Source organism: Rugamonas sp. FW305-51 (genome assembly GCF_058786935.1).
This window is the reverse complement of the sequence record NZ_JBYSZG010000050.1, coordinates 1-24,191: the sequence shown is the minus strand read 5'-3', so window position 1 is coordinate 24,191 and position 24,191 is coordinate 1. Positions and strand designations below refer to the sequence as shown.

Below are 24,191 nucleotides of genomic sequence, written 5' to 3'. Positions count from 1 at the left end.
GGAGCCACCATGTCTGACTTGACCCCCATTGCGACGGCACCGGCTGCCGCCATCCGTTCGCTGCAAGAGCTGCGCAATTTCGAAATCACACCCTGGCAGCAGCAGCTGCCGGCCGAAAACACCTATGATCTGCTGCGGCTGGCGTGCCAGCGCCATCCCGACCGCACCGCGCTGCGCTTCGTGCTGACCGGCGCCACGGACGCGCCACAATTCGCGATCCGCTACGCCACGCTGATGGAACAGGTAACGCGTGCCGCCAACGCCTTCCACCGCGCCGGCGTCACCGCGCAGCAGGCGGTGGCGCTGCTGTTGCCCAACCTGCCGGAAACCCATTACGCGCTGCTGGGCGCGCAGGCGGCCGGCATCGCCAGCCCGATCAATCCCTTGCTGGACGTGGAACACATCGTCAGCATCGTCAACGCCACCGGCGCCACCGCCCTGGTGGCGATGGCGCCGGTGCCCGGCAGCGACGGCTGGGACAAGGCGGTGGCCGTGGCCGAGCGCTGCCCGTCGCTGCGCACCATGTTCGTGGTGAGCCTGGACGCGTATGTCGACCAGGCCAGCGCCGAAGCGCTGCGCGCGCTGTACCTGGGTGCGCCCAAGCCGCAGCGCACCGGCCTGAAGCTGCTGCCGTTCGACGCCGCGCTGCGCAAGGAACCGGCCGACCACCTGGTATCGGGACGCGTCATCGAAGGCGGCGACCGCTGCGCCTATTTCCATACCGGCGGCACCACCGGCCTGCCCAAGATCGCCGTCCATACCCACCTGAACGAAACCTTTGTCGCCTGCATGCTGGGGGTGCTGGAATCGCGGCCGCACGTCGTGCTGTGCGGACTGCCCCTGTTCCATGTCAATGGCGCCATGGTGACGGGCCTGGCGGCGTTCCACAGCGGCTGGGGCGTGGTCATGCTCACCCCGCAGGGCTACCGCGGCAAGGACGTGATGGCCAACTTCTGGCGCCTGGTGCAGCGCTTCGGCGCCACCACCTTCAGTGGCGTACCCACCATCTTCGCCACGCTGGCCGCCCTGCCGCGCGACGGCGCCGACCTGTCCACGCTGCGCCATGCCTTCTGCGGCGCGGCCCCGCTGCCGGCCGACGTGGCACGCCGCTTCGAGGAAACGGCCGGCATTCCCCTGTGCGAAGGCTATGGCCTGACCGAGGGCGCCTGCGTGTCGACGCTCAACCCGACCGACGGCAGCCACCGCGCCGGCAGCGTGGGCCTGCGCCTGCCCCACCAGGCGCTGCAAATCTGGCAGGTCGACAGCGCCGGCCGGGCCGTGCGTGCCTGCCTGGCCGGCGAGACGGGCGTGATCGGCATCTGCGGCCCCAACGTCTTCCCCGGCTACCTCAATGAACAGGACAACCGCGGCATCTGGCTGGCGCCGGGCTGGCTCAACACGGGCGACCTGGGCTACCTGGACGATGACGGCTTCCTGCACCTGACCGGCCGCGCCAAGGATCTCATCATCCGCGGCGGCCACAACATCGATCCGGCCATGATCGAGGACGCCCTGCTGCGGCACCGGGCCGTCACGCTGGTGGCGGCCGTCGGCCAGCCCGACGAACATGCCGGCGAGCTGGCGGTGGCCTATGTGACGCTCAAGCCCGGCGCCGCCATGACGCCGGAAGAGTTGCTGGCCGCCGCGCGCGAACTGGTGCCCGAGCGGGCCGCCGTCCCGGTGCGGATCGAAGTCCTGGACCAGATGGCGCTGACGGCCGTCGGCAAGGTCGCCAAGGGTGAGCTGCGGATGCGCGCCGCCGCCCACGTGTTCCGCCAACGGCTGACCGAGAACGGCGTGGACGCCACTGTCCATGTGGCGGCCGACGCCCGCCGCGGCGCGGTCGCCACGATCCAGGTGACGACGGCGCAAGCGGAGCGCGCCCGCGCCGCACTGGCCGGCTTCAGCTACGCCATCGACATCCTGCAAGTGGACTGAAACAGCACAAGCCGACGCCGACCCAGGCCAACCATGACGTTTACCAGCCGGAGCTGGAGCGCAGTTTGCGCACCAGGCCGGCTTTCCATTTCCTCGTGCGCAGCGCCGGCCTGGCCGCGCCGCAATGGCACACGCGTTCCCATTCCCGGCACCGCTTTCCAATCTCCTCGCCGGGAATTTTGTCCCGCCGCAGCAACGCGGCGGGATTTTTTTTGCCGCCCGGCGCAGTAATCGCTGGTCTCTGACATTTTTTATATTGACTCATCAGTCATTCTGACTAGAATGTCATAATAAGAAACGCAGGGCCAAACACATCATCGATCGCAGCAATCCCGGATGTGCGCAAAAAGTATTTAAACCACCAAGGAGACAAGCATGACCCGATCCATCATCCCCGCCACCGCGGCACTGGCGGCGTGCGCCGCCCTGGCCGGCGCCGGCCACGCCAACGCAGCCGAAGGCTTTGAACCGCGCTACAACCTGGCCGGCAGCCTGGGCGGCGAACTGTTCGCCCCGCCCGACCAGACCGGCTGGGCGGCCGGCGTGGCCGCCACCCACATCCGCATCGACAAGGTGACGGGTGACGATGGCAAGAAGCTCACCCAGACTGTCCCGGGCGGCGCCGTGCCGCTGCCGGGCGCGCCGGCCGCGCTCTATCCGTCGTACGGCGCCGGCAACGCCGTCATCGACGGCACCGGTACATTCGACCGCTGGGACCTGGGACTGGCCTACCTGACGCCGGAGCGCATCGGCGGCGGCCGTCTTGTGTTCGTGCTCGACGTGCCATTCGCGCGCAAGCGGCAATCCATCGTGGCCGGCGCGCAAAGCCCGGTCCTGAACTGGGCGCCGGGCGTGCCGGGCGCCATGCAGACGGCCGTCCAGGAACAGTTCAGCACCCAGTACCAGGCCGGACTCGGGGCCCAGGGCGCCAGTGCCAGCGGCGACGTCACCGGCATCGGCGATGTGGAAATGCAGTTCGGCTGGCAGTACGTGGGGGCGCAGGTGAACGTGCTGGCGGGCGCCTCGCTGATCCTGCCGACGGGGAAATACGATGCGGGTCCGGCACCGGACATCGGTGCCGGCAACTTCACCACGCTGCGCCCCGCCATGCAGATCGGCTACCTGCCCACGCCCGACGTGGCCCTGGGCGCCAAACTATCGTTGGGCCTGAACACGCGCAACCGGGACAACCATCTGCGCAGCGGCAACTGGGCCGGACTGGAACTGGCGGCCGGCTACAAGACGCCGATCGGCATCGTCGGCCTGCACGCGCTCCATCTGCGCCAGTACCAGGATGACGACAACAATCCGCTTGGCGCCAGCCGCTTCCGCTCGACCAACGCGGGCGCCTTCTTCACCACCAAGATCGCGCCCATCGACGCCATCGTGACCATCCAGTACATCGGCACCACGCAGTCGCGCAACGCCAAGGACGGCAAGTTCACGCAAATCCGCCTGATCAAGCTGTTCTGACGGGCCGCTTCACCTGCGCAGCGGCGCCTTGAAGCCGCGGCGCAGGTGGCTCGTCGATGGATAGGCCGGCGTTCCTGCCAGATCACAGGCGCGAAATTGGTGACATGTAATGACACATATGTCAGTATGAGATATTGCCGCCAAAATAAGCCCGAACACGGGCCTTTACTCTCATGCACAAAACCGCCTCTCACCTCCACCTGACACCCACCTCGATCACCTGCGCCACATGCAGCCTGGCCTTGCTCTACTACGGCCGCGACGTACTGCAGCCGATCGCACTGGCTACCATCCTCAGCCTGATCGTCGCCCCGCTGGTGCGCCGTCTCGGGCGCATCGGACTGGGGCGCGCGCCGGCCACGCTGGCGGCACTACTGCTGGCCGGCGCCTGCATGATCGGCATCGGTGCCGTCCTGGCATCGCAGCTGGCCAGCGTCACGCTGGAATTGCCGCGCTACCGGGCCGCCATCCATCACAAAGCTGACACGCTGCGCGCGCTGGCCAGCCGCCCCTTCGCCCGGCTGGAAGCTGAACTGAACGTGGGGCCCGCAAGCGCCGCGCGTCCGCAGCCCTTACTGGCAGAGCGGGCCGCCCCGGCGCCCGCCGCCGACGAAGTCGCGCCCCATCCCGTCTCCGGCGACAGGCTGGCGCGCCTGCTGGGCGTCGCCCGCACTGCCGTCGGCGAAGCGGGCATGGTGCTGGTGCTGCTGGTGTTCATCCTGTGGGAGAGCGAGTCGCTGCAGGACCGCGCGGCGGCCAGATCGACGCCGCCCAGCAGGGCCGCATCCGCAGCACCATCGCCGACGTCGCCGAGACGCTGGCGCCGGCCGTCGCCGCACCGGCCGCCAGGCGGCGCCACCGCGTCTCGCTGCTCGACGCCAACGTGGGCGCCCACCTGCGCCAGCTGCGCGAGGCGCGCCTGGGGCGCTGGCAGGGATCGCTCGACGTGCCGGTGCAGTCGATCGTGCTGTGCGCCGGCCTGCCTTCCGAGCGCGACGACCTGGTGAGCGAACTGCTGGTGCGCGCCCTGCGCGAAACGGGCATCGACGCGCGCAGCGTATCGCTGCCGCTGCCCCATGAGGAACATGGGCCCGACAAGGCCGACCTGATTTCCACCGTGTTCATCCCCTACCCGCTGGAGGAGGAGCTGGCCCTGTGGACCAGCGCGGTGGTGGCGCTGCGCGCGCTGCTGCCACGGGCGCTGCTGGTCACCACCCGGCCGCCGCCGGACGACTTCGCGGTGCACCATACGGCCGTGCAGCCGCATGTCGATATGGTCTTGCGCTCGTTCGAGGAAGGTTTGGCGTTTGTCGCGCACCAGGGCAAGGCGACGGCCTGACATGGAACCGCGCAAACGCAACGGAGAGGAAGATGGGGACGGCGGCCCGGTGCTCCGGATGCCGCCGTGGGAAGCGATGGCGTCAGGCGGCCAGTCGTTTAGGGATGGCCGCCGGTGCCGAGGCGGGGCCGGCGCGCACGCCCATGCGCGCCGGCGCCCTGCCGTCGTCCAGCTTGAACACGCTCACCATCTGCGCCAGGCTGGCGGCCTGGCCCTGCATGCTTTGCGAGGCGGCCGTGGCCTCCTCCACCAGCGAGGCGTTCTGCTGAGTCACCGCATCCATCTGGGCCATCGCTTCGTTGACCTGCTCGATGCCCGCGCTTTGCTCGCGGCCGGCCGACGTGATCTCGCTCATGATGTCGGTCACGCGGCGCACACTGACCACCACGTTTTCCATGGTGGTGCCAGCCTGGCCCACCAGCCGCGTGCCCAGCTCGACCTGCTCGACGGAATTGCCGATCAACTCCTTGATCTCCTTCGCCGCCGATGCCGAACGCTGCGCCAGGCTGCGCACTTCGGATGCCACCACCGCGAAGCCGCGACCCTGCTCGCCGGCCCGGGCCGCCTCCACGGCAGCGTTCAGCGCCAGGATATTGGTCTGGAAGGCGATGCCGTCGATGACGCCGATGATGTCGACAATTTTCTTCGCCGAGTCATTGATCGATCCCATGGTATCGATCACCTGCGACACCACCATGCCGCCCTGCTGCGCGATGGAGGACGCGTCCAGCGCCAGCGCATTGGCCTGGCGCGCGCTGTCCGAGTTCTGCTTGACGGCCGATGTCAGCTGTTCCATCGAGGCGGCCGTCTCCTCCAGCGAGCTCGCTTGCTGCTCGGTGCGCGAGGATAAATCCAGATTGCCCGCCACGATCTGGCTGGAGCCGGTGGCGATGGTATCGGTCGCCAGGCGCACTTCGCCCACGATGCCGGCCAGGCCGTCACGCATGCGCTTCATGGCAAACAGCAAACTGTCGTTGTCGCCCGGCCGGATCGCCACTGGCACCGACAGGTCGCCGGCGGCGATCTGGCTGGCGATGGCGGCCGCATAGTCCGGCTCGCCACCGAGGCGCTTGGCCAGCCACATCGTCAGCGTCGTGGCGCCGACCGCGCCCAGGGCGGCGCTGGCGGCCAGGAGGGCGATGATCCAGATGCGCGACGAAGCGTAAATGGCCTCGCCCTGTTGCGCTTCCCGCTCCCCGCCTTCCTGATACAGCTTGACCAATTTGTCCACCTGGCCGCGCAGGGCCACGATCAGCTTGTTCGATTCGCCGCGGATCAATTCCTTGGCCAGCGCATCGTCGTTGGCGCGGGCCGCCGCGCGGATCTTGCCATCTTCCTCCATGTAGCGCGCCCACATGTGCACGAAGCCGTCGTACAGCGCCTTTTCTTCCGGGGTGCGGATCAGCTTCTCGAAATCGTCCTGCATCCGGCGCAGATCGACCAGGTCGGCGGCGATAACTTTATCGTACTTGTCCATCTCTTCCGGTTTGCTGGAGATGATGTACTGGAACTCGCGGGTACGCACGCGGGCTATCTGCGACTTCAGGTCCTGCACTACGCGCATGCTCGGCATCCAACGCGACGACAACTCGGCGGCCGTGGTGCGCACGGTCGCCAGTTGCACGATCGAGAAGATGCCGACGCCGACCGTCAGCACCAGCACCACGGCAAACGCCAATGCCAGCTTGGTGGCGAGCCTGAATTCACGTAGCCAGTTCATGTTGTTCCTTTTTAGTCAAAGTCGGCAAGATTATCACAAATTCCCACAAAGAAACTTATACCGCACTGCAATATACCAACCTATGCAATGTGAAAAACATTTTTCTGTGGAAATTACAACGGTCCACCGCCCACGTTTGCCGCCGCCCAACGGCGCCGGGGCTGCCGATGCGCCATTTTCAATGCCAAAAAATCAAAAAACGGCCGGCTATGTAATTTATAGGTAGTTATACGTAGAAGCGCTCCTTATTCCGAAATTTCTTGCGGCAATGACGAAAAACATTGCAAGACAGTACAACTGAATTAGGCCGTTTTTACCGCCCTGTTCCCGCTTTTATTCACGATTAAAATGTTTACGATGCAACTACTTGCTGTAAGTCATTTTTGGTGCATTGCAACAAAAATGACTGGACCCGGCAAGTTGGCACCGGTGCCAGGCCTCATATATTTGCAACCAACACAATGAAAGGTATCGCCCCATGCTTTCCGCCATTGAGAAATCCGGCAATATTTCCATCGTCAAACGCAATTTTTCCTGGGGCGAGGATTTGACGCGCATCATCCACACCGTCGAAAGTCACTTCGACGACTTCAACGGCAACGGCTTCTACCCCCACCCGCAGGAGGAATTGCTGCAGCGCGAACTGCTGGCGATCCCGACGCTGAACCGTCTCGGCGCGGCCATCGCGCGCACCAACGCACGCGGCGTGGCCATCACCGGGCTGGGCCTGGGCCACTTGAGCGCATCCCATCGCAACGCGGTGCTGTATGCCATCGCCCTCACGTGCGGCTTTCCCACCTCCACCGACCAGCGCACCGGACGCGTGGCCTGGGACGTACGGGCCAGGGAGCTCGACCAGCCGGGCGCCCGTTTCACCACATTCTCCGAACGGGTGGGCGGCGCGGAAATGCACACGGATTCATCGTTCTACCCGATGCCCGAAGAGCAGTTCATGCTGTACGTGGTCACGGCGGCGCGCTGCAACGGCGGCGAGTCGCTGCTGATCGACGTCGACGATATCTACCGCGAATTGCAGAAGAACCGCGAGGGGCGCATCGCCTACAGCCTGCTGACGACGCGCGAAGTGCCGTTCCGCGTGCCGGCCGTGTACGCTGCCGAGGACGGCAACGCGGAGTACTATCTGGCCCCGGTATTCCGCCATGACGGCGGCCTGGCGATACGCTGGCGCTACGATTCCATCATGAAAGGCCTGGCGCTGCGTCCCGACCTGGGCAGTCCGGAACTGGTGGAGGCGGTGGAACTGGTGAACGACATCGTGGAACGGCGCGCCCCGCGCTTTCGGCGCCAACTGCCGGACGATACCCTGCTCTGGGCCGACAACCACCACACCCTGCACGGCCGCGCGGATTACACCGACCCGGCGCGGCATCTGATCCGCATCCGCATTTCCAACACGCCCAACGCGCGCCGTATCGGCCCGTCCGGCACTTCGGCAGACTGACATGCTCGCTTCCATCCTCCCCGTTTTCCTCGTCATCCTGCTGGGGGTGGCGATCCGCCAATGCCGCTGGCTGCCCGACGCATTTTTCCCGTCGGTGGAAAAATTTTCCTACTACATCGCCTTCCCCGCCCTGCTGTTCGCCGGCACGGCGCGCCTCGATTTCCACGGGCGCCTGGTGGGCGAGCTGGCGCTGGCCACGCTGCTGCCGACCCTGATCGTGGTCGGCCTGGCACTGCTGGCCATGCTCTTCGCGCGCGACCTGCCCGACGCCAGCCGCTCGTCCATCATGCAGGGCGCCATGCGGCCCAACAGCTATTTCGGCATTGCCGTCTCGACGCTGTTCTTTCCGCCGCAAACGGCCTCGCTGGTGATGCTGGCCCTGGCCCTGTGCCTGCCGGCCGTCAACGTGATCTCCATCCTGGCGCTGTCGTGGTGGAGCGGCGGCAAGGTCGAACCGGCCAAGGTCGCCAGGACGCTGGCCACCAATCCCATCATCCTGTCGACCATGGCGGGCGCCATCGCCAGCGTGAGCGGGCTAGCCCTGCCGACGCCGCTGATGAACACCCTCGATATCCTGGGCAAATCGGCCCTCGCATTGGGCCTGGTGTGCGTCGGTAGCGGACTGGTATTTGCCCGCGATGGCCTGCGCCCCGTGGCGCTGGCCTTCCCCACGGTGTTAAAGCTGCTGGCGCTGCCGCTGGTGGCGGCCCAGGTCTGCCTGGTGTTCGCCATCTCCACGCCGGTGGCGCTGGCCGCCTGCTTCTACTGTGCCCTGCCGACCGCGCCCAACGCCTATATCATGGCGCGCCAGATGGGCGGCGATGCCCGCCTGATGGCCTCGCTGATCACCTTGCAGACGCTGCTGGCGGCCATCACCATCCCCGTCAGCAAGGCTTTCCTGACTGCGGGCGGCGGATGATCGTGCCTTAGGCCACCGGGTTGCACGCCCGATTGAAGGGGGCCATGCCATCCGGTATGCCCCCCTGGCACCGCCTACGCCAGAACCGCTTGCCGCAACACGTCCTCAGCCCATTGATTCAAGCTCTTTCCATGGGCGGCGGCAGCGATTGCCGCTGCTTCATGTACAGAAGGATCAACCCGCAGAGAGAACTTGCCGGAAAATTGCTTGCGCGGTTCAACACCATCTTCAGCGCATGCTTCGAGAAAAATCTTCAGCGAAATCCGGCCTTCCCTTTGCAATCCTTCCACATCCTTGGCGTAGAAGTCTGCCCCTCCATTGAGCCCAAGAAATTCGCCCCGGAACATTTGAATTTCAGGATCGAAAGTAATCACGGCCAGGTGGCCGTCAATGCTCATCGTATTTTGCATACTCATGGCTTAACTCCGTGATCCTCCACCATTTTCGGACAGACGCCAGCGCGCCCTTATCCGTCGCCGGTTCCGGATGTGGCCGGTGAAAAACCCGCCGTTCACCGAACAAGCGGACCAGCACACGCGAACCTTCGCGCTCCTCGACACTTGCACCCAATTCGATGAACAAAGCTTCGATATCGGCCCAACGGACATTCGCCGATGTTGGCCGCGCGAAGACTTGCTCCAAAGTACGCTGGTGCTTGCGCCTCATAAGATAATGGTAGCAGAAAGTGGTATCAAATTATGCTCCCGCATAGGGCGCCCTGCAATACCATCGGAAATATCATCTTCTCGGGCCGCATGCCCTCATTCGGCAATCGGGCCATGCGCGGCTTTGCGGCTTATCTATCCCGCCAGCCTGGACAGCGCAAACAGCGCCAGCGTCACGACGATGGCGCCGCCGATGCGGGTCGCGATCTGCGCGAACGGCATCAGTTGCATGCGGTTGGCGGCCGTCAGGATGGCCACGTCGCCCGTCCCGCCCTGCCCGCTGTGGCAGGCATTGACGATGGCCGCCTCGATCGGATACATATGCATGCGGCGCGCCACCACAAAGCCGGTCGCCATCAGGGTCGCGACCGTCGCCACAATGGTGGCCAGGTTGACCAGGGTGAAGGCGGCGATCAGTTTTTCCCACGGCGTCATGGCGGCGCCGATGGCAAACAGCAGCGGATAGGTCACTGCCGTGGAGAAGAATTTATACACCACCAGCGAAGCCTGCTGCAGTTGCGGCGATACCAGCCGCCCCAGCTTGAACATCACGGCGACAAACAGCATCACCACCGGCGCCGGAAAATCGAACAGCTTGGCCGACATCAGGCCCACCATGTACAAGCAGATCGCAGTCAGGCCGGCGGACGCCACCTGGGCCACATCCACCGTCCCGGCGGGCAGCTCGACGACCCGCGCTTCGTTCTCTACGCCCGGCTGCAGGCGTCCCTCGCCGGTCAGGTGCGGGTAGCGCTTGCCGACAAAATTGAGCGTGCCCGCCATCAGGATGGCGCACAGGCTGCCCAGCATCACGGGCGGCAGCACCTGGGCGAACATGTCGCCTTGCGCCTGGCCGAGGATGGCCGCGTAACCAATCGACAGCGGGATGGCGCCCTCGCCCACGCCGCCGGCCATGATGGGCACCACGATGAAGAACAGTGTGTGCTGCCAGCCCAGACCGAGTGCGGTGCCGACCAGCGTGCCTACCACGGCGGCGACCACGGTGCCGGCCGCCAACGGCGCGAAGATCTTCAGGAAACCCTGCACCAGCACCGTGCGGTCCATGCTGAAGATGCTGCCGACGATGATCGAGGCGATGAACAGGTACAGGAAATTGCTTACCTTGGTAAATTCCACCACGTTCTTCAGCAGCACGGGCGGAATCGCGTGCAGGTAGACCAGCAGCGATGGCACGAAGGTGGCGAAAATGGCGGCCGCGCCTATGTTGCGCAACAACGGAATCCGTTTGCCGAACTCGGCGCAGGTGAAGCCGCCCACGGCCAATACGGCAATCGACACCGAGATGTCGGTGGGCAGCTTGCCCATCGCGACGAAGCCCCCGATCAGTGCCAACAGCAGCAGATAGATCGGCAAGGACACCAGGCCGACCCGCATGTCCATCACGCGCCACGCATAGATATGCCATGGCGTGTTGCCACGCGGCTGGCCGGCGCTGTCCTCGAGCGAGGCGCGGGATGGGGAAAGTTGGGACGGTGCGGAGCCGTCGGAATGGCAGGATGGGGAGGTATGCATAGGCTTGCTGTCGTCTCTTCGTATTAAATTCTTGTGCCCGGCTCGGGCATGGTTCCCGGGGGCAATGACGACTATACCGCTCCAACCTTTCAATCCGCTGTCGGCCGCCGCCGGAGGCCGCACTGCGCCAACGCATGGGCTCCTGTCCAGAAGAATCCGCCCAAGCCGGCACAGTGCGTAAAATGGGATGTGCCCCCCTCAACGTCCAGAAACGCGTCCCCCATGACTTTTTCCATTCCGATCACGCCACGCCACCAGATCCTGGCATTGGCATTTTGTCTGCTGGCCCCGGTGCCGTATGGGCTTGCCGTCGCTGAATCGGTCTCCAGAGCGGCCATCGGCGCCGACCTCACACCTGCCGCAAACATGGAAGGCATACAGTTCCATTGCCGGGAAGACCGCCTGCGGCAACTGGAAAGCGAGATGGGGGCCTATCTCCACGAATTGGACATCCCCGCCTCGCTCTTTGTGGTGCAACACAACAAGAAGCTGGAAACGCTAACCTATACCCTGGCCACGCCCAAGGATGACTTCAATACCCTCGATTTCGTCGAACGGCCCGCTTTTGATCTGCACGACGCAACTGTCTTGCTCCCCCAGAAAAATGGCGGCCTGCGCTCTGTCGCCACGGTCTCGCAAAAGGAAATCGTACTGGCCATGCTGCAGCGGGGCCGGCTGACTGAATTTGCCGGAACGTCCTGCCATATTGCAGCGCTCATCGACCACGTGGGCATCCGCCAGAACACCGTGGCCTGGGCCGAGCGACTGGAATTCCGCTGGCCAAATGGCGGGCGGGCGCACTGGAACCCCAGATACTGGCACCTCGGCACCCCAAGGCCTGGCGTCCCCTTGCATACGGCCATGGCGGATATGTTCCTGAATCAGTCGCGCTACCAGATCGGCTGTTATACCGCCACCAAAATGGTCATGATACAAGGCGTGCTGGACTACTATGCCCGCGTCAAGAAGGACCCGAACATGCTCAAACTCATCGAAACGCAACTGCTGGTCGATGGCGAGCCGCTGGTGGATGTGGAACCCGGTCGCATCTGGAATTTTGAAGCCGACTTCGACGCCAGGAAACAGGTGCGGCCGGGGAAGCTGTTGTCGGCCCAGTTCGGCGTAATGCCTAAGAATTTCGTCCCGGGCGACTGGTCCTACATTCTGAATCCCGACCCGCGTTCCGCCAGTAAAACGGGGTATGAAGGCTCCAATGCCATTTACCTCGGACGTAACAAGTTCGACGACTATTACAACGATAACCGGCACGCATACAGCTACTGGCAAAAGCTGGATGAAGTGTATCAATGGCGCAATCAAGTCTTCAGCAGGCGCCGCGATGGCGCCAGGATACAGCCACTGACTGTACAACAGCTGGACCAGTTAGGTCTGCCCCCAAAAGACGGCGGGCTGGTGCTGGACTGGCGGGTCGGCCATCAATTCTTTGACGACGGCGACCGCCAGACAACGACACGCGACTGAACGTATCAGGTCACCGGCGCGGGATTGAACAGCGTCAACGCGTTGTGCAGTCCCCAGTGCTCGGCCCAGGTTTCCTTGCCGCTGGCCACGTCCAGCATCAGCCGGAACAGTTCCCAGCCCAGCTGTTCGATGGTCGCCTCGCCCGTTGCGATGCGGCCCGCGTCGATATCCATCAGGTCATGCCAGCGGCGCGCCAGGTCGGAGCGGGTGGCGACCTTGATCACCGGCACTGCCGCCAGGCCGTAGGGCGTGCCGCGTCCCGTGGTAAAGATGTGCAGATTCATCCCCGCCGCCAGTTGCAACGTGCCGCAAATGAAATCGCTGGCTGGCGTGGCCGCATAGATCAGCCCCTTTTGCTGGACCTTGTCGCCCGGCGCCAGCACGCCCGAAATGGGGCTGCTGCCGGACTTCACGATCGAGCCCATGGCCTTTTCCACGATGTTGGCCAGGCCGCCCTTCTTGTTGCCGGGCGTGGTATTGGCACTGCGGTCCACCCCGCCCTGCTTCAGGTAGTCGTCGTACCACGCCATTTCGCGGATCATGGCGTTGGCGACATCGGGGTTGACGGCGCGCGCGGTGAGCTGGTCGATTCCGTCGCGCACCTCGGTCGTTTCCGAGAACATCACGGTGGCGCCGGCGCGCACCAGCAGGTCGGTCGCGTAACCGACGGCCGGGTTGGCCGTCACGCCGGAGAAGGCATCGCTGCCGCCGCACTGGACGCCGACGATCAGTTCCGCCGCGCTGCAGGTGACGCGCCGGCGCTGGTTGAGCGCGGCCAGCCGCACCCGCGCCATGGCCATGATCGAACTGATCATCGATTCGAAACCGACATGCGCCTCGTCCTGCAGCACCACGATGTAGGGCCCGTTCTGGATCGGAATCGCGCCTTCCGGCAGCAGGCGGGCCGGCTGCAGCTTTTCGCAGCCCAGGCTGACGACCATGGCCTGCCCGCCGAAATTCGGATTGAGGCTGATGTTGCGCAGCGTGCGTATCGGGATGTCGGCATTGGGGGCATCGATGGCCACGCCGCAACCGTAGGTATGTTCAAGCCCGACCACATCGTCGACATTGGGGTAATCGGGCAGCAGCTCGGCCTTGATACGTTTGACCGCATGCTCGACCACGCCGGCCACACACTGGACGGTGGTGGTAATGGCGAGGATGTTGCGGGTCGCCACCGTGCCATCGGCGTTGCGGTAACCTTCGAAGGTATAGCCTTGCAGCGGTTCGCCCGCCGCCATGATGCGGGTGGAAACGGGCAAGCCGCTCAAGGCGCGCGGCGGCGGCATGCGCACCAGCGATTCCTCGATCCAGCTGCCCTGGACGATGGCGGCGGCGGCATAACCGATCACCACGTCGTAACGGCGGATCGCTTCACCTTCGGCGATATCGGTCAGCGCGATCTTGTGCCCCTGGGGCACCCGGGTTTTCAGGACGAACTCGCCCGGAAATTCCGTTCCCGCCGGCAGGCCGCCGTCGTTGACGACGATGGCCACGTTGTCGTTGGCATGCATGCGAATGTATAAGGGCTTGCCGGCGGCGGCGAGCGTGACGGGTGCATTCATTGTAAAACTCCTTACTTGCCGGTGGCGCTCAGGTGGGCGGAAGGCAACCGTGCCTCGTCGCCATTGGAAGATTGCGTGAACTCGACGCGCTTGATGTCGCCCACGATCACCAGGTAGCAGAAGATGGCGACGGCGGCGTTGGCGCCGACGAACACCAGCGCGCCGGCGAACGAGCCGGTGGCCTGCAGGATATAGCCGATCACGATGGGCGTCGTAATCCCTGCGGTATTGCCGAAGGTATTGAACAGGCCGCCACTGAGGCCGCCCGCCTCCTTGGGCGAGGTGTCCGACACCACGGCCCAGCCCAGCGCGCCCACGCCCTTGCCGAAGAACGCCAGCGACATGAAGGCCACGACTGCCCAGTCGGCCGCCACGTAGTTACAGGCGATCATGCTCATTGCCAGCAGCATGCCGGCCACGATGGGGGTCTTGCGCGCCGCCGACAGCGAATAGCCGGCCTTGATCATGCGATCCGACACCACACCGCCCAGGATGCCGCCGAGGAAACCGGCAATGGCCGGCAGGGCCGCGACGAAGCCGGCCTTCAGGATCGTCATGTGACGTTCCGTGACCAGGTACACGGGGAACCAGGTGAGGAAGAAATAGGTCAAGGTCGTGATGCAGTACTGGCCGATGTAGATACCAACCAGCATGCGGTTGCCCAGCAGCTGCTTGATGATGGCGACGGTGTCGAGCTTGGGACGGTCTGCGCGCGCGGCCCCGTCCAGGTCCACCAGTGCGCCGCCCGCTTCGATATAGGCCAGTTCGGCGCCGTTGATGCGCGGGTGGTCCTTGGGCGCATAAATCGTCTTGCGCCAGACCAGCGCCATGACGAGCCCCAGTCCGCCCATCACGTAGAACACGCTTTCCCAGCCATGGCTGTGGACCAGCCATCCCATCAGCGGTGCAAAGGCGACGGTGGCGAAATATTGGGCGGAATTGAAGATGGCCGCCGCGGTGCCCCGTTCATCGGTGGGAAACCAGGCCGACGTGATGCGGCTGTTGCCGGGAAACGAGGGGGACTCGGCCGCGCCCACCAGCAGCCGCAGGGCGAACAGCACGGCCACGGCACTGGCACCGGTAAAGAAGCCGACCCACCCCATCATCAGGGTGAACACGGACCACAGGAAGATGCTGAAGAAATAAGTAACTTTCGAACCGAAACGGTCGAGCAGCCAGCCGCCGGGCAGCTGCGCCAGGACATACGACCAGGCGAAGGCGGAAAAGATGAAGCCCATTTCCACCGGCGACAGGCCAAGCAGCTTCTTGAGCTCCGGGCCGGCGATGGAGATCGTCGCGCGGTCGGCATAGTTAATCGTCGTGACCAGGAACAAGACGGCCAGGATGGACCAGCGGACGCGGGTCGCCTTGGCGCCGCCGCCTGGCTGCGTGAGTGTTTGGGCTTTCATACTGTCTCCTAGGATAGCGCAGATGGCACCGCAAGAACTTCGACGAGCGCCGTGGCGTGCGTCCATGTTTTTTCTTTTTGCAGTTCAGAACGTCATAAGACGAAGTTAGTTATCAGTCATCAGACAACCGATGTCGTAGTATAATCAGCACATCTGGAAATAGCAATCGAATTTTCGACACCACACTTTTCGTCCCGGCGCACACGCATGAACAGCACACCCTTTCCCTCGGCACCACCCAAGAAACACCGCAACCTGGCCCAGGGCGTGGTCGCCCATATCACGGACAGCATCCGGGACGGCAACCTCAATCCCGGCGACAAGCTGCCCACTGAATCGGAAATCATGCGCATCCTGGGCGTCAGCCGGACGGTGGTGCGGGAAGCCATTTCCCACCTGCAAGCCGGCGGCCTGGTCGAAACGCGGCACGGCGTGGGGACGTTCGTCCTGGCCCCCGCCCCTGCCGATATGCTGGGCATCGATCCCAACACCATCGTCACCATGCGCGACGTGCTGGCCGTGCTGGAACTGCGCATCAGCCTGGAGACGGAAGCGGCCGGCCTGGCCGCGGGCCGCCGCACCGACAGCCAGTTGCAGCAGCTGCGGGCGGCGCTCGACAACTTCCAAAGCTGCGCGCGCGAAGGCAAGCCCACCGTCGCCTCCGACGTCCAGTTCCACCTGCTGATTGCGCAGGCGTCGGCGAACCGCTATTTCCACGACATCCTCAGCCACCTGGGCACCAATATCATCCCCCGCGCGCGCCTCAATTCGGCCAAGCTGGGCAAGGACGATCCGGCTGTCTATATGGAACGGGTGATCAACGAGCACGAAGACATCTTCAACGCCATCGCGCGCCAGGACCCCGAATCGGCGCGGGCGGCCATGCGCACCCACCTGAGCAACAGCCGCGAACGGTTGCGCCGCGCCCAGGAGCAGTTCGAGGCGAGCGCCTGACGCCCCAGCCCGCCCCGTCACCACAGCGCCGCGCGTGAGCCCGGCGCTGTTTTTATTTGCGCGGCCGGTGAATATTTCTTGCGACAGCCCATGTTGTGTTGTACGATGACTGATAACAACTGATCCAGTTGTCCTTCTCAACCTTTCATCGGTGCCCACCATGTTCACTGCTCAAGACCTGAAACAGATCCTGTCGTCCGGATTGCTCTCCTTCCCCATCACTGATTTCGACGCCAACGGCGACTTCGTCTCGCGCACCTACGCCGAACGGCTGGAATGGCTGGCGCCGTACGGCGCGACCGCCCTGTTTGTCGCCGGCGGCACCGGCGAGTTCTTCTCTCTCACGCCGGACGATTACACCCGGGTGGTCAAGGTGGCCGTGGAAACCTGCCGCGGCAAGGTTCCCATCCTGGCCGGCGCCGGCGGCCCGACCCGCACCGCGATCGCCTATGCCCAGGAAGCGCAACGCCTGGGCGCCCACGGCATCCTGCTGATGCCCCATTACCTGACCGAAGCGAGCCAGGACGGCCTGGTCGAACACGTCGCCGCTGTGTGCAATGCGGTCGACATCGGCGTGGTGATCTACAACCGCAACGTCTGCAAGCTGAACGCGCAGTCGCTGCTGCGCCTGGCCGCGCGCTGCCCCAACCTGATCGGCTTCAAGGACGGCGTGGGCGACATCGAAACCATGGTAACCATACGGCGCAAGCTGGGCGACCGCTTCACCTACCTGGGCGGCCTGCCCACGGCCGAAGTCTACGCGTCGGCCTACAAGGCGCTCGGCGTGCCGGTCTATTCGTCGGCCGTGTTCAATTTCATTCCCCGGACGGCGATCGAGTTCTACGAAGCCGTACGCACCGACGACTTCGCCACGACGGAGCGCCTGATCGACGATTTCTTCCTGCCCTACCTCGACATCCGCAACCGCAAGGCCGGCTACGCGGTCAGCATCGTCAAGGCCGGCGCCACCCTGGTCGGCCGCACCGCAGGTCCGGTCCGCACGCCGCTGACCGATCTCGATGCGCAAGAGTGCGAACAGCTCGATGCGCTGATCAAATCGCTCGGCCCACAGTAAGCGCAGTCAAAGGAATCAACGTGAACCAATTCATCGACGGCAAACTGCTGATCGGCGCGCGCGCGCTGCCGGGCCTGGCCTCTTCATTCCGGGCATACAATCCGGCCACAGGCCTTGAAATCGAACCGCCGTTCGGCACCGCGACAGTGCAGGATGTGGAACTGGCTTGCGCGCTGGCCGCGCGCGCCTTCGACCAATACCGCGAAACGACGCCGGAACAGCGGGCGCGCTTCCTGGAGCAGGCGGCGCAGAACATCCTGGACCTGGGCCCGGCGCTGATCGAACGGGCCATGCTCGAATCGGGGCTGCCGCAGGCACGCCTGGAAGGCGAGCGCGGGCGAACCGTCGGCCAGCTGCGCCTGTTTGCGCAAGTGGTGCGCGCCGGCCGCTGGCAGGGCGCCACGCTCGACTCGGCGCTGCCGGAACGCAGCCCTCCCCGTTCCGACCTGCGCCTGCGCAAGATCGCCCTGGGACCGGTGGCCGTATTCGGCGCAAGTAACTTCCCGCTGGCGTTTTCGGTGGGCGGCGGCGATACCGCATCCGCCCTGGCGGCCGGCTGCCCGGTCGTCGTCAAGGCCCACGGCGCCCATCCCGGCACGTCTGAGCTGGTGGGCAAGGCGATCCAGGCGGCAGTGTTCAGCTGCGGCCTGCCGGAAGGCGTGTTCTCCGTGCTGCATGGCGATGGCCGCACGATCGGCACCGCCCTGGTCTCCAACCCCGCCATCAAGGCCGTCGGATTCACCGGGTCGCGCCAGGGCGGCATGGCATTGGTGCGCGCCGCCGCGCAGCGCGACGAGCCGATACCCGTGTATGCCGAAATGAGCAGCATCAATCCGATGTTCATGCTGCCAGGCGCTTTTTCCCGGCGCGCCGCGGCCATCGCCACGGGCTTTGTCGACTCGCTGACCCTGGGCGCCGGCCAATTCTGCACCAACCCTGGCCTGGTCGTCGCCCTTGAAGGCAGCGCGCTCGATAGCTTTTGCGCCGCCGCCGCGGACGCCTTGCAGGCCAGGACCGGCGCCACCATGCTTACCAGCGGCATCCATGCCGCATTCAATGAAGGCGTCGAGCGCCTGGCAGCCATACCTGGCGTGACCGGGCTGGCGCGCGGCAAGCGCGGCGACGGCGCCTGCGCCGGCCAGCCGGCACTGTTCATGACCGATGCCGCCCATTTCCTGTCCAATCCCGATCTGGAACAGGAGATTTTCGGCGCCGCAGCCCTGGTCGTGCGGTGCGCCGACATCAGCCAGCTGCACCAGATCGCCGCGCACCTCGACGGCCAACTGACCGCGACGCTGTTCCTCGACCAGGATGACCAGGTCGAAGCGCGGACCTTGCTGCGTACGCTGGAACGCAAGGCCGGCCGCATCCTCGTCAACGGCTATCCAACTGGTGTCGAGGTCTCGCACGCGATGGTGCATGGCGGGCCGTTCCCCGCGACCTCGGACAGCCGCAGCACCTCGGTGGGCACGGGCGCCATCGAGCGCTTCCTGCGCCCGGTTTGCTACCAGGACGTGCCGGCATACCTGCTGCCGGAAGCCCTACAGGACAACAACCCGCTGCAGTTGTGGCGGGTGCGTGACGGCGAACTGGCGCAAGCCTGACGCCGGGCAGTAACAACACCTATTCCAACAATGGGCTGACACCCCACCTCACAAGGACGGCATCACATGAACAAGAAACTCGTCACAGCCGCTATGCTGGCTGGCTTTGCGCAACTGGCTGCGGCGCAAAGCAACGTCACCATTTATGGCATCGTCGACGCAGGCGTGCTGCGCGAGAGCGGCGGCGCCGCCGGCGCGGTCACCAAGATCGGCAGCGGCATCGGTTCGGCCTCACGCATCGGCTTTCGCGGCACCGAAGACCTGGGCGGCGGCATGTCGGCGCTGTACGTACTGGAGACCGGCACCAAGATCGACACCGGCGAAGTCGATAGCGCCGGCACGATCTTCAACCGCCAGTCGTTCGTGGGCCTCCAGAGCCGCGCAGGCACGGTGACGCTGGGCCGCCAGTACACGCCGTGGCACCAGGCGCTGGCGCAGGTGGGCGATCCGTTCGGCACCGGCTATGCCGGCTCGTCCAAGAACCAATTCCCCGATTCGGGCACCAACGTCCGCACCAGCAATACCGTCGTCTACTCGGCGCCGGCGCTGCAAGGCTTTAGCGCCGACCTGGCCTACAGCTTGGGCGAACAGGCCGGCAGCAGCACCGCGGGCCGCCAGATGGGCGCCGCTATCGGCTACTCGGCCGGTCCGCTCAATGTACGCTTCGCCTACAACAACAAGAACTCGGATGTCGCGGCCGCGCCCGGCGTCACGCCGGTCACGCGCAGCGCGGGCATCAACAAGCTGTTGGTCGCCAACTACGACTTCAAGGTCGTGAAGGCGTACTTCGCCTACGGTGTCGACAAGGGCTACAACAGTGCGCCGTTGGGCAACGCGAACAACCCCTTCGGCGGGGTACGCCCGACCGCCTCCACCGACGGCAACGAGATCCTGCTTGGTCTCTCCGCGCCGCTCGGCACCGGCACGCTGCTGGCGTCGGTGATGCGCAAGGACGACAGGACGAACTTCAACCAGGACGCCCATGCGTGGGGCATAGGCTACCTGTATCCGCTGTCCAAGCGCACCAACCTGTACGCGGCCTACGGCGCCATCGACAACAAGAACGGCGCCGGCTACACCGTGGCCAACAATACCGATGCCGGCACTGGCGACAAGGCGTATAACCTGGGCCTACGCCACACCTTCTAAGTCCGCCACGGCCAGCGCCCGCGCGCTGGCTTTCCAGAATAAACTTGCCCTCCAGTCATTTTTAGGCAAGACTTACTCCGCTTTATTTTTCCAATTCATCAGCAAAGGACGGTCCATGCCCACTACCCCCGCACGTCCCCATATGCTCGCCGGTCTTATCCTGACTGGTCTGTTGAGCCTGGGATTGCACACCGCCGCCAGCGCGGCGGACGCCAAACCGGAAGCGAAGGCCGAAGCCAAAAGCGATATCGAGCTGCCGCCCCTGTCGGAAGACAAGAAGGTCCATCAATCCATCACCCTGAACGGCAAGGTACTCAATTACGACGCCACCGTGGGCGCCATCAAGGTGCGCGACGCCAAGGGCAAGGTCACGGCCGAAGTGGTGTACACGGCCTACGTGGTGCCGGGCGCGGACGCCAAGCGCCCCGTCACCTTCGCCTTCAACGGCGGGCCCGGCGCCGCCTCCGTCTACCTGAACCTGGGCGCCATCGGCCCCAAGCGGGTGCAGTTCGGCGACGCCGGCAACGTGCCGTCCGATTCGTCTGAACTGAAGGACAACGCGGCCACCTGGCTCGACATGAGCGACCTGGTGTTCATCGACCCGGTGGGCACGGGCTTCAGTCGCTCGCTGGAAGACGCCGACAAGACCAAGGCCGATTTCTACGCCACCGAACCGGACATCAAATACCTGTCGCGCGTGGTGTACGACTGGCTGGTCAAGAACGGCCGCCTGCGCTCGCCCAAGTTCGTGATGGGCGAATCCTACGGCGGCTACCGCGCGCCGCGCATCGCCTACCACCTGCAGACGCAGCTGGGCGTGGGCGTCAAGGGCCTGATCATGGTGTCGCCGTATCTCGATCCGGCCGCCATCGGCGACGACTCGGCCCTGTCGCCGCTGCCATGGATGATCAACCTGCCGTCGATGGCCGCCGTGCAGCTGGAAACCCAGCGCCGCCTGACGCCGGCCGCCATGCAGGAAGTGGAAACGTATGTGCGCCAGCAGTACGCGCTGGACCTGTTCGCGGGCCGCGCCGATCCGGCCGCCATCGCGCGCCTGGTGGGCAAGGTGTCGGGCCTGACCGGGGTCGACGCGCAGCTGGTGGGCCGCCTCGACGGCCGGCTCGACATCCAGACCTTCCTGCGCGAGGTGCACCGCGCCGACAAGAAGATCGGCTCCATCTACGACGCCAACGTGACGGCCTGGGACCCGTTCCCGGAATCGGCCGACCGCAAGTCGGGCGACCCTATCCTGGACGCGCTGATCGCGCCCACCACCAGCGCCATGGTGGACTTCATCACGCGCGAGGTGGGCTGGAAGACGGAGGCGCGCTACAACGCCCTGTCGTATGACGTGAACCACGCGTGGGACCGTTCGGCCACCCGCAAGGACAAGCCGGTTTCCGACCTGCGCATGGCCATCGCCAACGATCCCAACATGGGCGTGCTGATCGTGCATGGCTATAACGACCTGGCCTGCCCCTACTTCGCCTCGCGCCTGATCATCGACCAGATGCCGAAGATGGGCAGCACGCCGGTGCGGCTGTCGGTCTACCCGGGCGGCCACATGTTCTACAGCCGCGACGCCTCGGCGCAGGCCTTCAAGCGCGACGCCCGGGCCCTGTACGGCCTGTGATCAGTGGACGTGGCCGGCCGCCTCGGCGGCCGGCACGTGATCGAGATCGGGCCGGCGCCACGGGTCGACGTGGGTCATCAGGTTGAGCACGCGGTGGCGCTGCAGCACGCGCTGACGCGCCGCCACCGCGATGTCGTGGCCCTGCTCCACGGTCAGCAGGGCATCGACTTCCAGGTGGGCATCGACCACGATCAGGTCGCCCATCTTGCGGGTGCGCACGTCGTGCACGCCGCTCACGCCCGGCGTTTCCATTAAAGTGAGGCGGATCGCCTCCACTTCCAGTTCATCGACGGCACGGTCCATCAGGTCGTGCAGCGCGTTCCAGCCGAACTCCCAGCCCATTTTCGAAATCAGGAAGCCGACGATCAGCGCGGCGATCGGGTCCAGGATGGGGTAGCCCATCAGGTTGCCGGCGATACCGATGCCCACCACCAGCGACGACGCCGCATCCGAGCGCGCATGCCAGGCATTGGCCACCAGCATGCTGGACTTGACGCGCGTGGCCACGGCCAGCATGTAGCGAAACAGCGTCTCCTTGGCCACCAGGGCCACGGCGGCCACCCACAGCGCAGCCACATGCACCTGGGGGATGGCGTCCGGCTTTTGCAGCTTGGCCACGGCCGACCACAACATGCCCACGCCCACGGCCAGCAGCAGCAGGCCCAGGACCAGCGAGGCGGCCGTCTCGAACCGCTGGTGGCCGTAGGGATGGTCCTCGTCCGCGTCCTTCTTGCTGTGGTGGCTGGCGAACAGCACCACGAAGTCCGCCACCAGGTCCGACAGCGAGTGGATACCGTCCGCCACCAGGCCCTGGGACCGGGCAAACAGGCCTACGCCCACCTGCGTGCAGCTCAGCACCAGGTTGATGGCGACACTGACCCAGGTGCTGCGGGCGGCGGCGGCCGAGCGCTCCTCCGCACTATGTTGGGATTCTTCGTGGTCGTCGTCGATCGGGTCAAAATTCATGGGTGATGCGCTTTCTGATGGTGAGGCCGGCGGGCGGTGCAGCCGCCATTTTACGACGGGACGGCGCGCCGCGTGGCCCCGGCCCTCATTCCTGCAGCAGCACCGAGGCCCCGCGCGCCAGCGCGCCCGCCACGGCCAGCGCATCCCAGTTGGTCAGGCGGATGCAGCCGTGCGACTGGGTCTTGCCGATCTTGCCCGGTTCCGGCGTGCCGTGGATGCCGTAGTGCTTCTTGCTCAGCTCTATCCACACGGCGCCCACCGGGTTGTTGGGGCCGGCCGCGATCATGGCCTTGGCCTCGTCGTGCCTGGCGTCCCAGAACAGCTTGGGGTCGTAGCGGTAGACGGGGTTGCGCACCACGGCCGTCACCTTCCACTGGCCGTAGGGCAGCGGATCGTGCTCGCTGCCGGTACTGGCCGGGAACTGGGCAAACGGCGTGCCGCTGGCGTCGAGCAGCGTGAGGGTGCCGTCGCCCCGCCCCACCATCAGGGCCGTGGCCTTGGGCAGCGGGCTGCCCGCCAGCACATTGGGCACCACCACCTGTTCACCCGCGCGGTCCAGGTGCTTGCCGGGGTTGAGCCGCTTGAGCAGCGCGGGGCTGCAATGGAAACGTTCGCCCAGCGCTTCGGCGGCGCTGGCGTAGCCCATCGCCGGCAGCCTGGCCTTGGCCGCCATGCTGGCCGGCGCGGCCGTGTAGGGTCCGGCCGCGTCCTGCGCCGTGACGGTGTAGCCGCCCAGCACGGGCGCCCGGTCCTGCGCCAGCAGCGCCCAGGTGGCCGCGTCGATGGCGCCTGTCACCTTCAGCTGGTGCAGCTTCTGGTAGCCGGCGATGGCCAGCCGCAGGTTGCGGCTGTAGACGCCATCGATCTCGCCGGACGAGAAATGGGCGCGGTCCAGCAGCACCTGGGCCCGCAGCACGTTGGCGCCCCGGGTGCGGGGGCCGACCGTGGCGGTGGCGGGCAGCTGGTTGATGGCGGCCGGGTCGAGCGCCGCCGCGCCGGACGGGCGCGCCGGCGCAACGGCGGCCGGCGGCATGGCCCTGCCGGGCGCCGCGGCGGGCACGGCGCCTCTGGCCGGTACGATGGGTGGGGCCGGCCTGTCGGGCGCGGCCTGGACGCGGCAGGACAGCAGGACGCACGCCGCCAGCGGCAGCAAAAGACTAGGTGTTCTCAAGCGGACTTCTTCTCGGTAGCGGGGCGCGGGCCGGCGCCCGCTTATTTTCGTGAGGCAAGATTATGACACCGGTCGCCGCAACGGCGCCAGCGCGCGCCGGCAATCGTGCGCGCCCCCCCGTCCTGCCCCCGCGC

The 24,191-nt window shown here is 65.5% G+C and carries 20 protein-coding genes and 1 pseudogene; 12 read left to right on the top strand and 9 right to left on the bottom strand.

Features of this window, described 5'->3' with window-relative positions:
- Nucleotides 1-9 precede the first annotated feature (9 nt).
- Nucleotides 10-1,938 carry an acyl-CoA synthetase gene (locus AC3WOS_RS24300; protein ID WP_492719339.1) on the top strand — a complete coding sequence of 643 codons (1,929 nt, stop codon included), beginning with the start codon at nucleotides 10-12 and terminating at the stop codon, nucleotides 1,936-1,938.
- Nucleotides 1,939-1,978: 40 nt separating this feature from the next.
- On the opposite strand, the gene AC3WOS_RS24295 is transcribed toward AC3WOS_RS24300, so the two are convergent.
- A complete protein-coding gene (locus tag AC3WOS_RS24295; RefSeq protein WP_492719337.1) occupies nucleotides 1,979-2,203 on the bottom strand; it encodes a hypothetical protein in 225 nt (74 codons plus the stop codon).
- Nucleotides 2,204-2,313: 110 nt separating this feature from the next.
- Here AC3WOS_RS24295 and AC3WOS_RS24290 point away from each other — a divergent pair, with 110 nt between their 5' ends.
- From AC3WOS_RS24290 to AC3WOS_RS24280, 3 genes and pseudogenes are all read left to right on the top strand, one after another.
- On the top strand, nucleotides 2,314-3,411 hold the full coding sequence (locus AC3WOS_RS24290) for a transporter (RefSeq protein ID WP_492719336.1): 1,098 nt from the start codon (nucleotides 2,314-2,316) through the stop codon (nucleotides 3,409-3,411).
- Nucleotides 3,412-3,584: 173 nt separating this feature from the next.
- Nucleotides 3,585-4,100, top strand: a pseudogene (locus tag AC3WOS_RS24285) (AI-2E family transporter); the annotation flags it as partial.
- A gap of 32 nt (nucleotides 4,101-4,132) precedes the next feature.
- Nucleotides 4,133-4,750, top strand: a complete 618-nt coding sequence (locus AC3WOS_RS24280; protein WP_492719371.1) for a hypothetical protein — start codon at nucleotides 4,133-4,135, stop codon at nucleotides 4,748-4,750.
- 82 nt (nucleotides 4,751-4,832) lie between these two features.
- Here AC3WOS_RS24280 and AC3WOS_RS24275 read toward each other — a convergent pair whose 3' ends face one another.
- The gene (locus AC3WOS_RS24275; RefSeq protein ID WP_492719334.1) at nucleotides 4,833-6,470 is read right to left on the bottom strand and encodes a methyl-accepting chemotaxis protein; all 1,638 of its coding nucleotides are present in this window, start codon (nucleotides 6,468-6,470) and stop codon (nucleotides 4,833-4,835) included.
- Between the two features lie 478 nt (nucleotides 6,471-6,948).
- On the opposite strand from AC3WOS_RS24275, the gene AC3WOS_RS24270 reads away from it, so the two are divergent.
- Nucleotides 6,949-7,932: a TauD/TfdA family dioxygenase gene (locus AC3WOS_RS24270; RefSeq protein WP_492719332.1), complete on the top strand. Its 984-nt coding sequence runs from the start codon at nucleotides 6,949-6,951 to the stop codon at nucleotides 7,930-7,932.
- Between the two features lies 1 nt (nucleotide 7,933).
- Entirely contained in the window at nucleotides 7,934-8,851 is a 918-nt protein-coding gene (locus AC3WOS_RS24265; protein ID WP_492719331.1) for an AEC family transporter, read from the top strand.
- A gap of 74 nt (nucleotides 8,852-8,925) precedes the next feature.
- Here the strand turns inward: AC3WOS_RS24265 and AC3WOS_RS24260 are convergent, their stop codons facing one another.
- The 3 genes from AC3WOS_RS24260 to AC3WOS_RS24250 form a co-directional block, all read right to left on the bottom strand.
- On the bottom strand, nucleotides 8,926-9,267 hold the full coding sequence (locus AC3WOS_RS24260) for a type II toxin-antitoxin system HicB family antitoxin (RefSeq protein ID WP_492719330.1): 342 nt from the start codon (nucleotides 9,265-9,267) through the stop codon (nucleotides 8,926-8,928).
- Entirely contained in the window at nucleotides 9,239-9,517 is a 279-nt protein-coding gene (locus tag AC3WOS_RS24255; RefSeq protein ID WP_492719329.1) for a type II toxin-antitoxin system HicA family toxin, read from the bottom strand. Before AC3WOS_RS24255 ends, AC3WOS_RS24260 begins: the two co-directional genes overlap by 29 nt.
- 134 nt (nucleotides 9,518-9,651) lie before the next feature.
- Nucleotides 9,652-11,049, bottom strand: coding sequence for a 2-hydroxycarboxylate transporter family protein (locus AC3WOS_RS24250; RefSeq protein ID WP_492719327.1), 1,398 nt, complete (start codon nucleotides 11,047-11,049; stop codon nucleotides 9,652-9,654).
- A 222-nt stretch (nucleotides 11,050-11,271) separates the two neighbouring features.
- Here AC3WOS_RS24250 and AC3WOS_RS24245 point away from each other — a divergent pair, with 222 nt between their 5' ends.
- A complete protein-coding gene (locus AC3WOS_RS24245) occupies nucleotides 11,272-12,531 on the top strand; it encodes a hypothetical protein (protein WP_492719326.1) in 1,260 nt (419 codons plus the stop codon).
- A 5-nt stretch (nucleotides 12,532-12,536) separates the two neighbouring features.
- On the opposite strand, the gene garD is transcribed toward AC3WOS_RS24245, so the two are convergent.
- Nucleotides 12,537-14,096: a galactarate dehydratase gene (gene garD / locus AC3WOS_RS24240; RefSeq protein WP_492719324.1), complete on the bottom strand. Its 1,560-nt coding sequence runs from the start codon at nucleotides 14,094-14,096 to the stop codon at nucleotides 12,537-12,539.
- 11 nt (nucleotides 14,097-14,107) lie between these two features.
- Nucleotides 14,108-15,505, bottom strand: coding sequence for an MFS transporter (locus AC3WOS_RS24235; protein ID WP_492719323.1), 1,398 nt, complete (start codon nucleotides 15,503-15,505; stop codon nucleotides 14,108-14,110).
- Nucleotides 15,506-15,712: 207 nt separating this feature from the next.
- On the opposite strand from AC3WOS_RS24235, the gene AC3WOS_RS24230 reads away from it, so the two are divergent.
- The 5 genes from AC3WOS_RS24230 to AC3WOS_RS24210 all read left to right on the top strand — a co-directional run bounded on the left by AC3WOS_RS24230 (nucleotide 15,713) and on the right by AC3WOS_RS24210 (nucleotide 21,920).
- On the top strand, nucleotides 15,713-16,459 hold the full coding sequence (locus tag AC3WOS_RS24230) for a FadR/GntR family transcriptional regulator (protein WP_492719321.1): 747 nt from the start codon (nucleotides 15,713-15,715) through the stop codon (nucleotides 16,457-16,459).
- A gap of 160 nt (nucleotides 16,460-16,619) precedes the next feature.
- On the top strand, nucleotides 16,620-17,534 hold the full coding sequence (gene kdgD / locus AC3WOS_RS24225) for a 5-dehydro-4-deoxyglucarate dehydratase (RefSeq protein ID WP_492719319.1): 915 nt from the start codon (nucleotides 16,620-16,622) through the stop codon (nucleotides 17,532-17,534).
- Nucleotides 17,535-17,554: 20 nt separating this feature from the next.
- Nucleotides 17,555-19,138 carry an aldehyde dehydrogenase (NADP(+)) gene (locus tag AC3WOS_RS24220; RefSeq protein ID WP_492719317.1) on the top strand — a complete coding sequence of 528 codons (1,584 nt, stop codon included), beginning with the start codon at nucleotides 17,555-17,557 and terminating at the stop codon, nucleotides 19,136-19,138.
- A 66-nt stretch (nucleotides 19,139-19,204) separates the two neighbouring features.
- On the top strand, nucleotides 19,205-20,287 hold the full coding sequence (locus AC3WOS_RS24215; RefSeq protein ID WP_492719315.1) for a porin: 1,083 nt from the start codon (nucleotides 19,205-19,207) through the stop codon (nucleotides 20,285-20,287).
- A 115-nt stretch (nucleotides 20,288-20,402) separates the two neighbouring features.
- Complete coding sequence (locus tag AC3WOS_RS24210) at nucleotides 20,403-21,920, top strand: S10 family peptidase (RefSeq protein ID WP_492719313.1); 1,518 nt, start codon at nucleotides 20,403-20,405, stop codon at nucleotides 21,918-21,920.
- Here AC3WOS_RS24210 and AC3WOS_RS24205 read toward each other — a convergent pair whose 3' ends face one another.
- Both AC3WOS_RS24205 and AC3WOS_RS24200 read right to left on the bottom strand, forming a co-directional pair.
- A complete protein-coding gene (locus AC3WOS_RS24205) occupies nucleotides 21,921-22,886 on the bottom strand; it encodes a cation diffusion facilitator family transporter (protein WP_492719311.1) in 966 nt (321 codons plus the stop codon).
- 85 nt (nucleotides 22,887-22,971) lie between these two features.
- Nucleotides 22,972-24,057, bottom strand: coding sequence for a L,D-transpeptidase family protein (locus AC3WOS_RS24200; protein ID WP_492719309.1), 1,086 nt, complete (start codon nucleotides 24,055-24,057; stop codon nucleotides 22,972-22,974).
- Nucleotides 24,058-24,191: the final 134 nt, after the last annotated feature.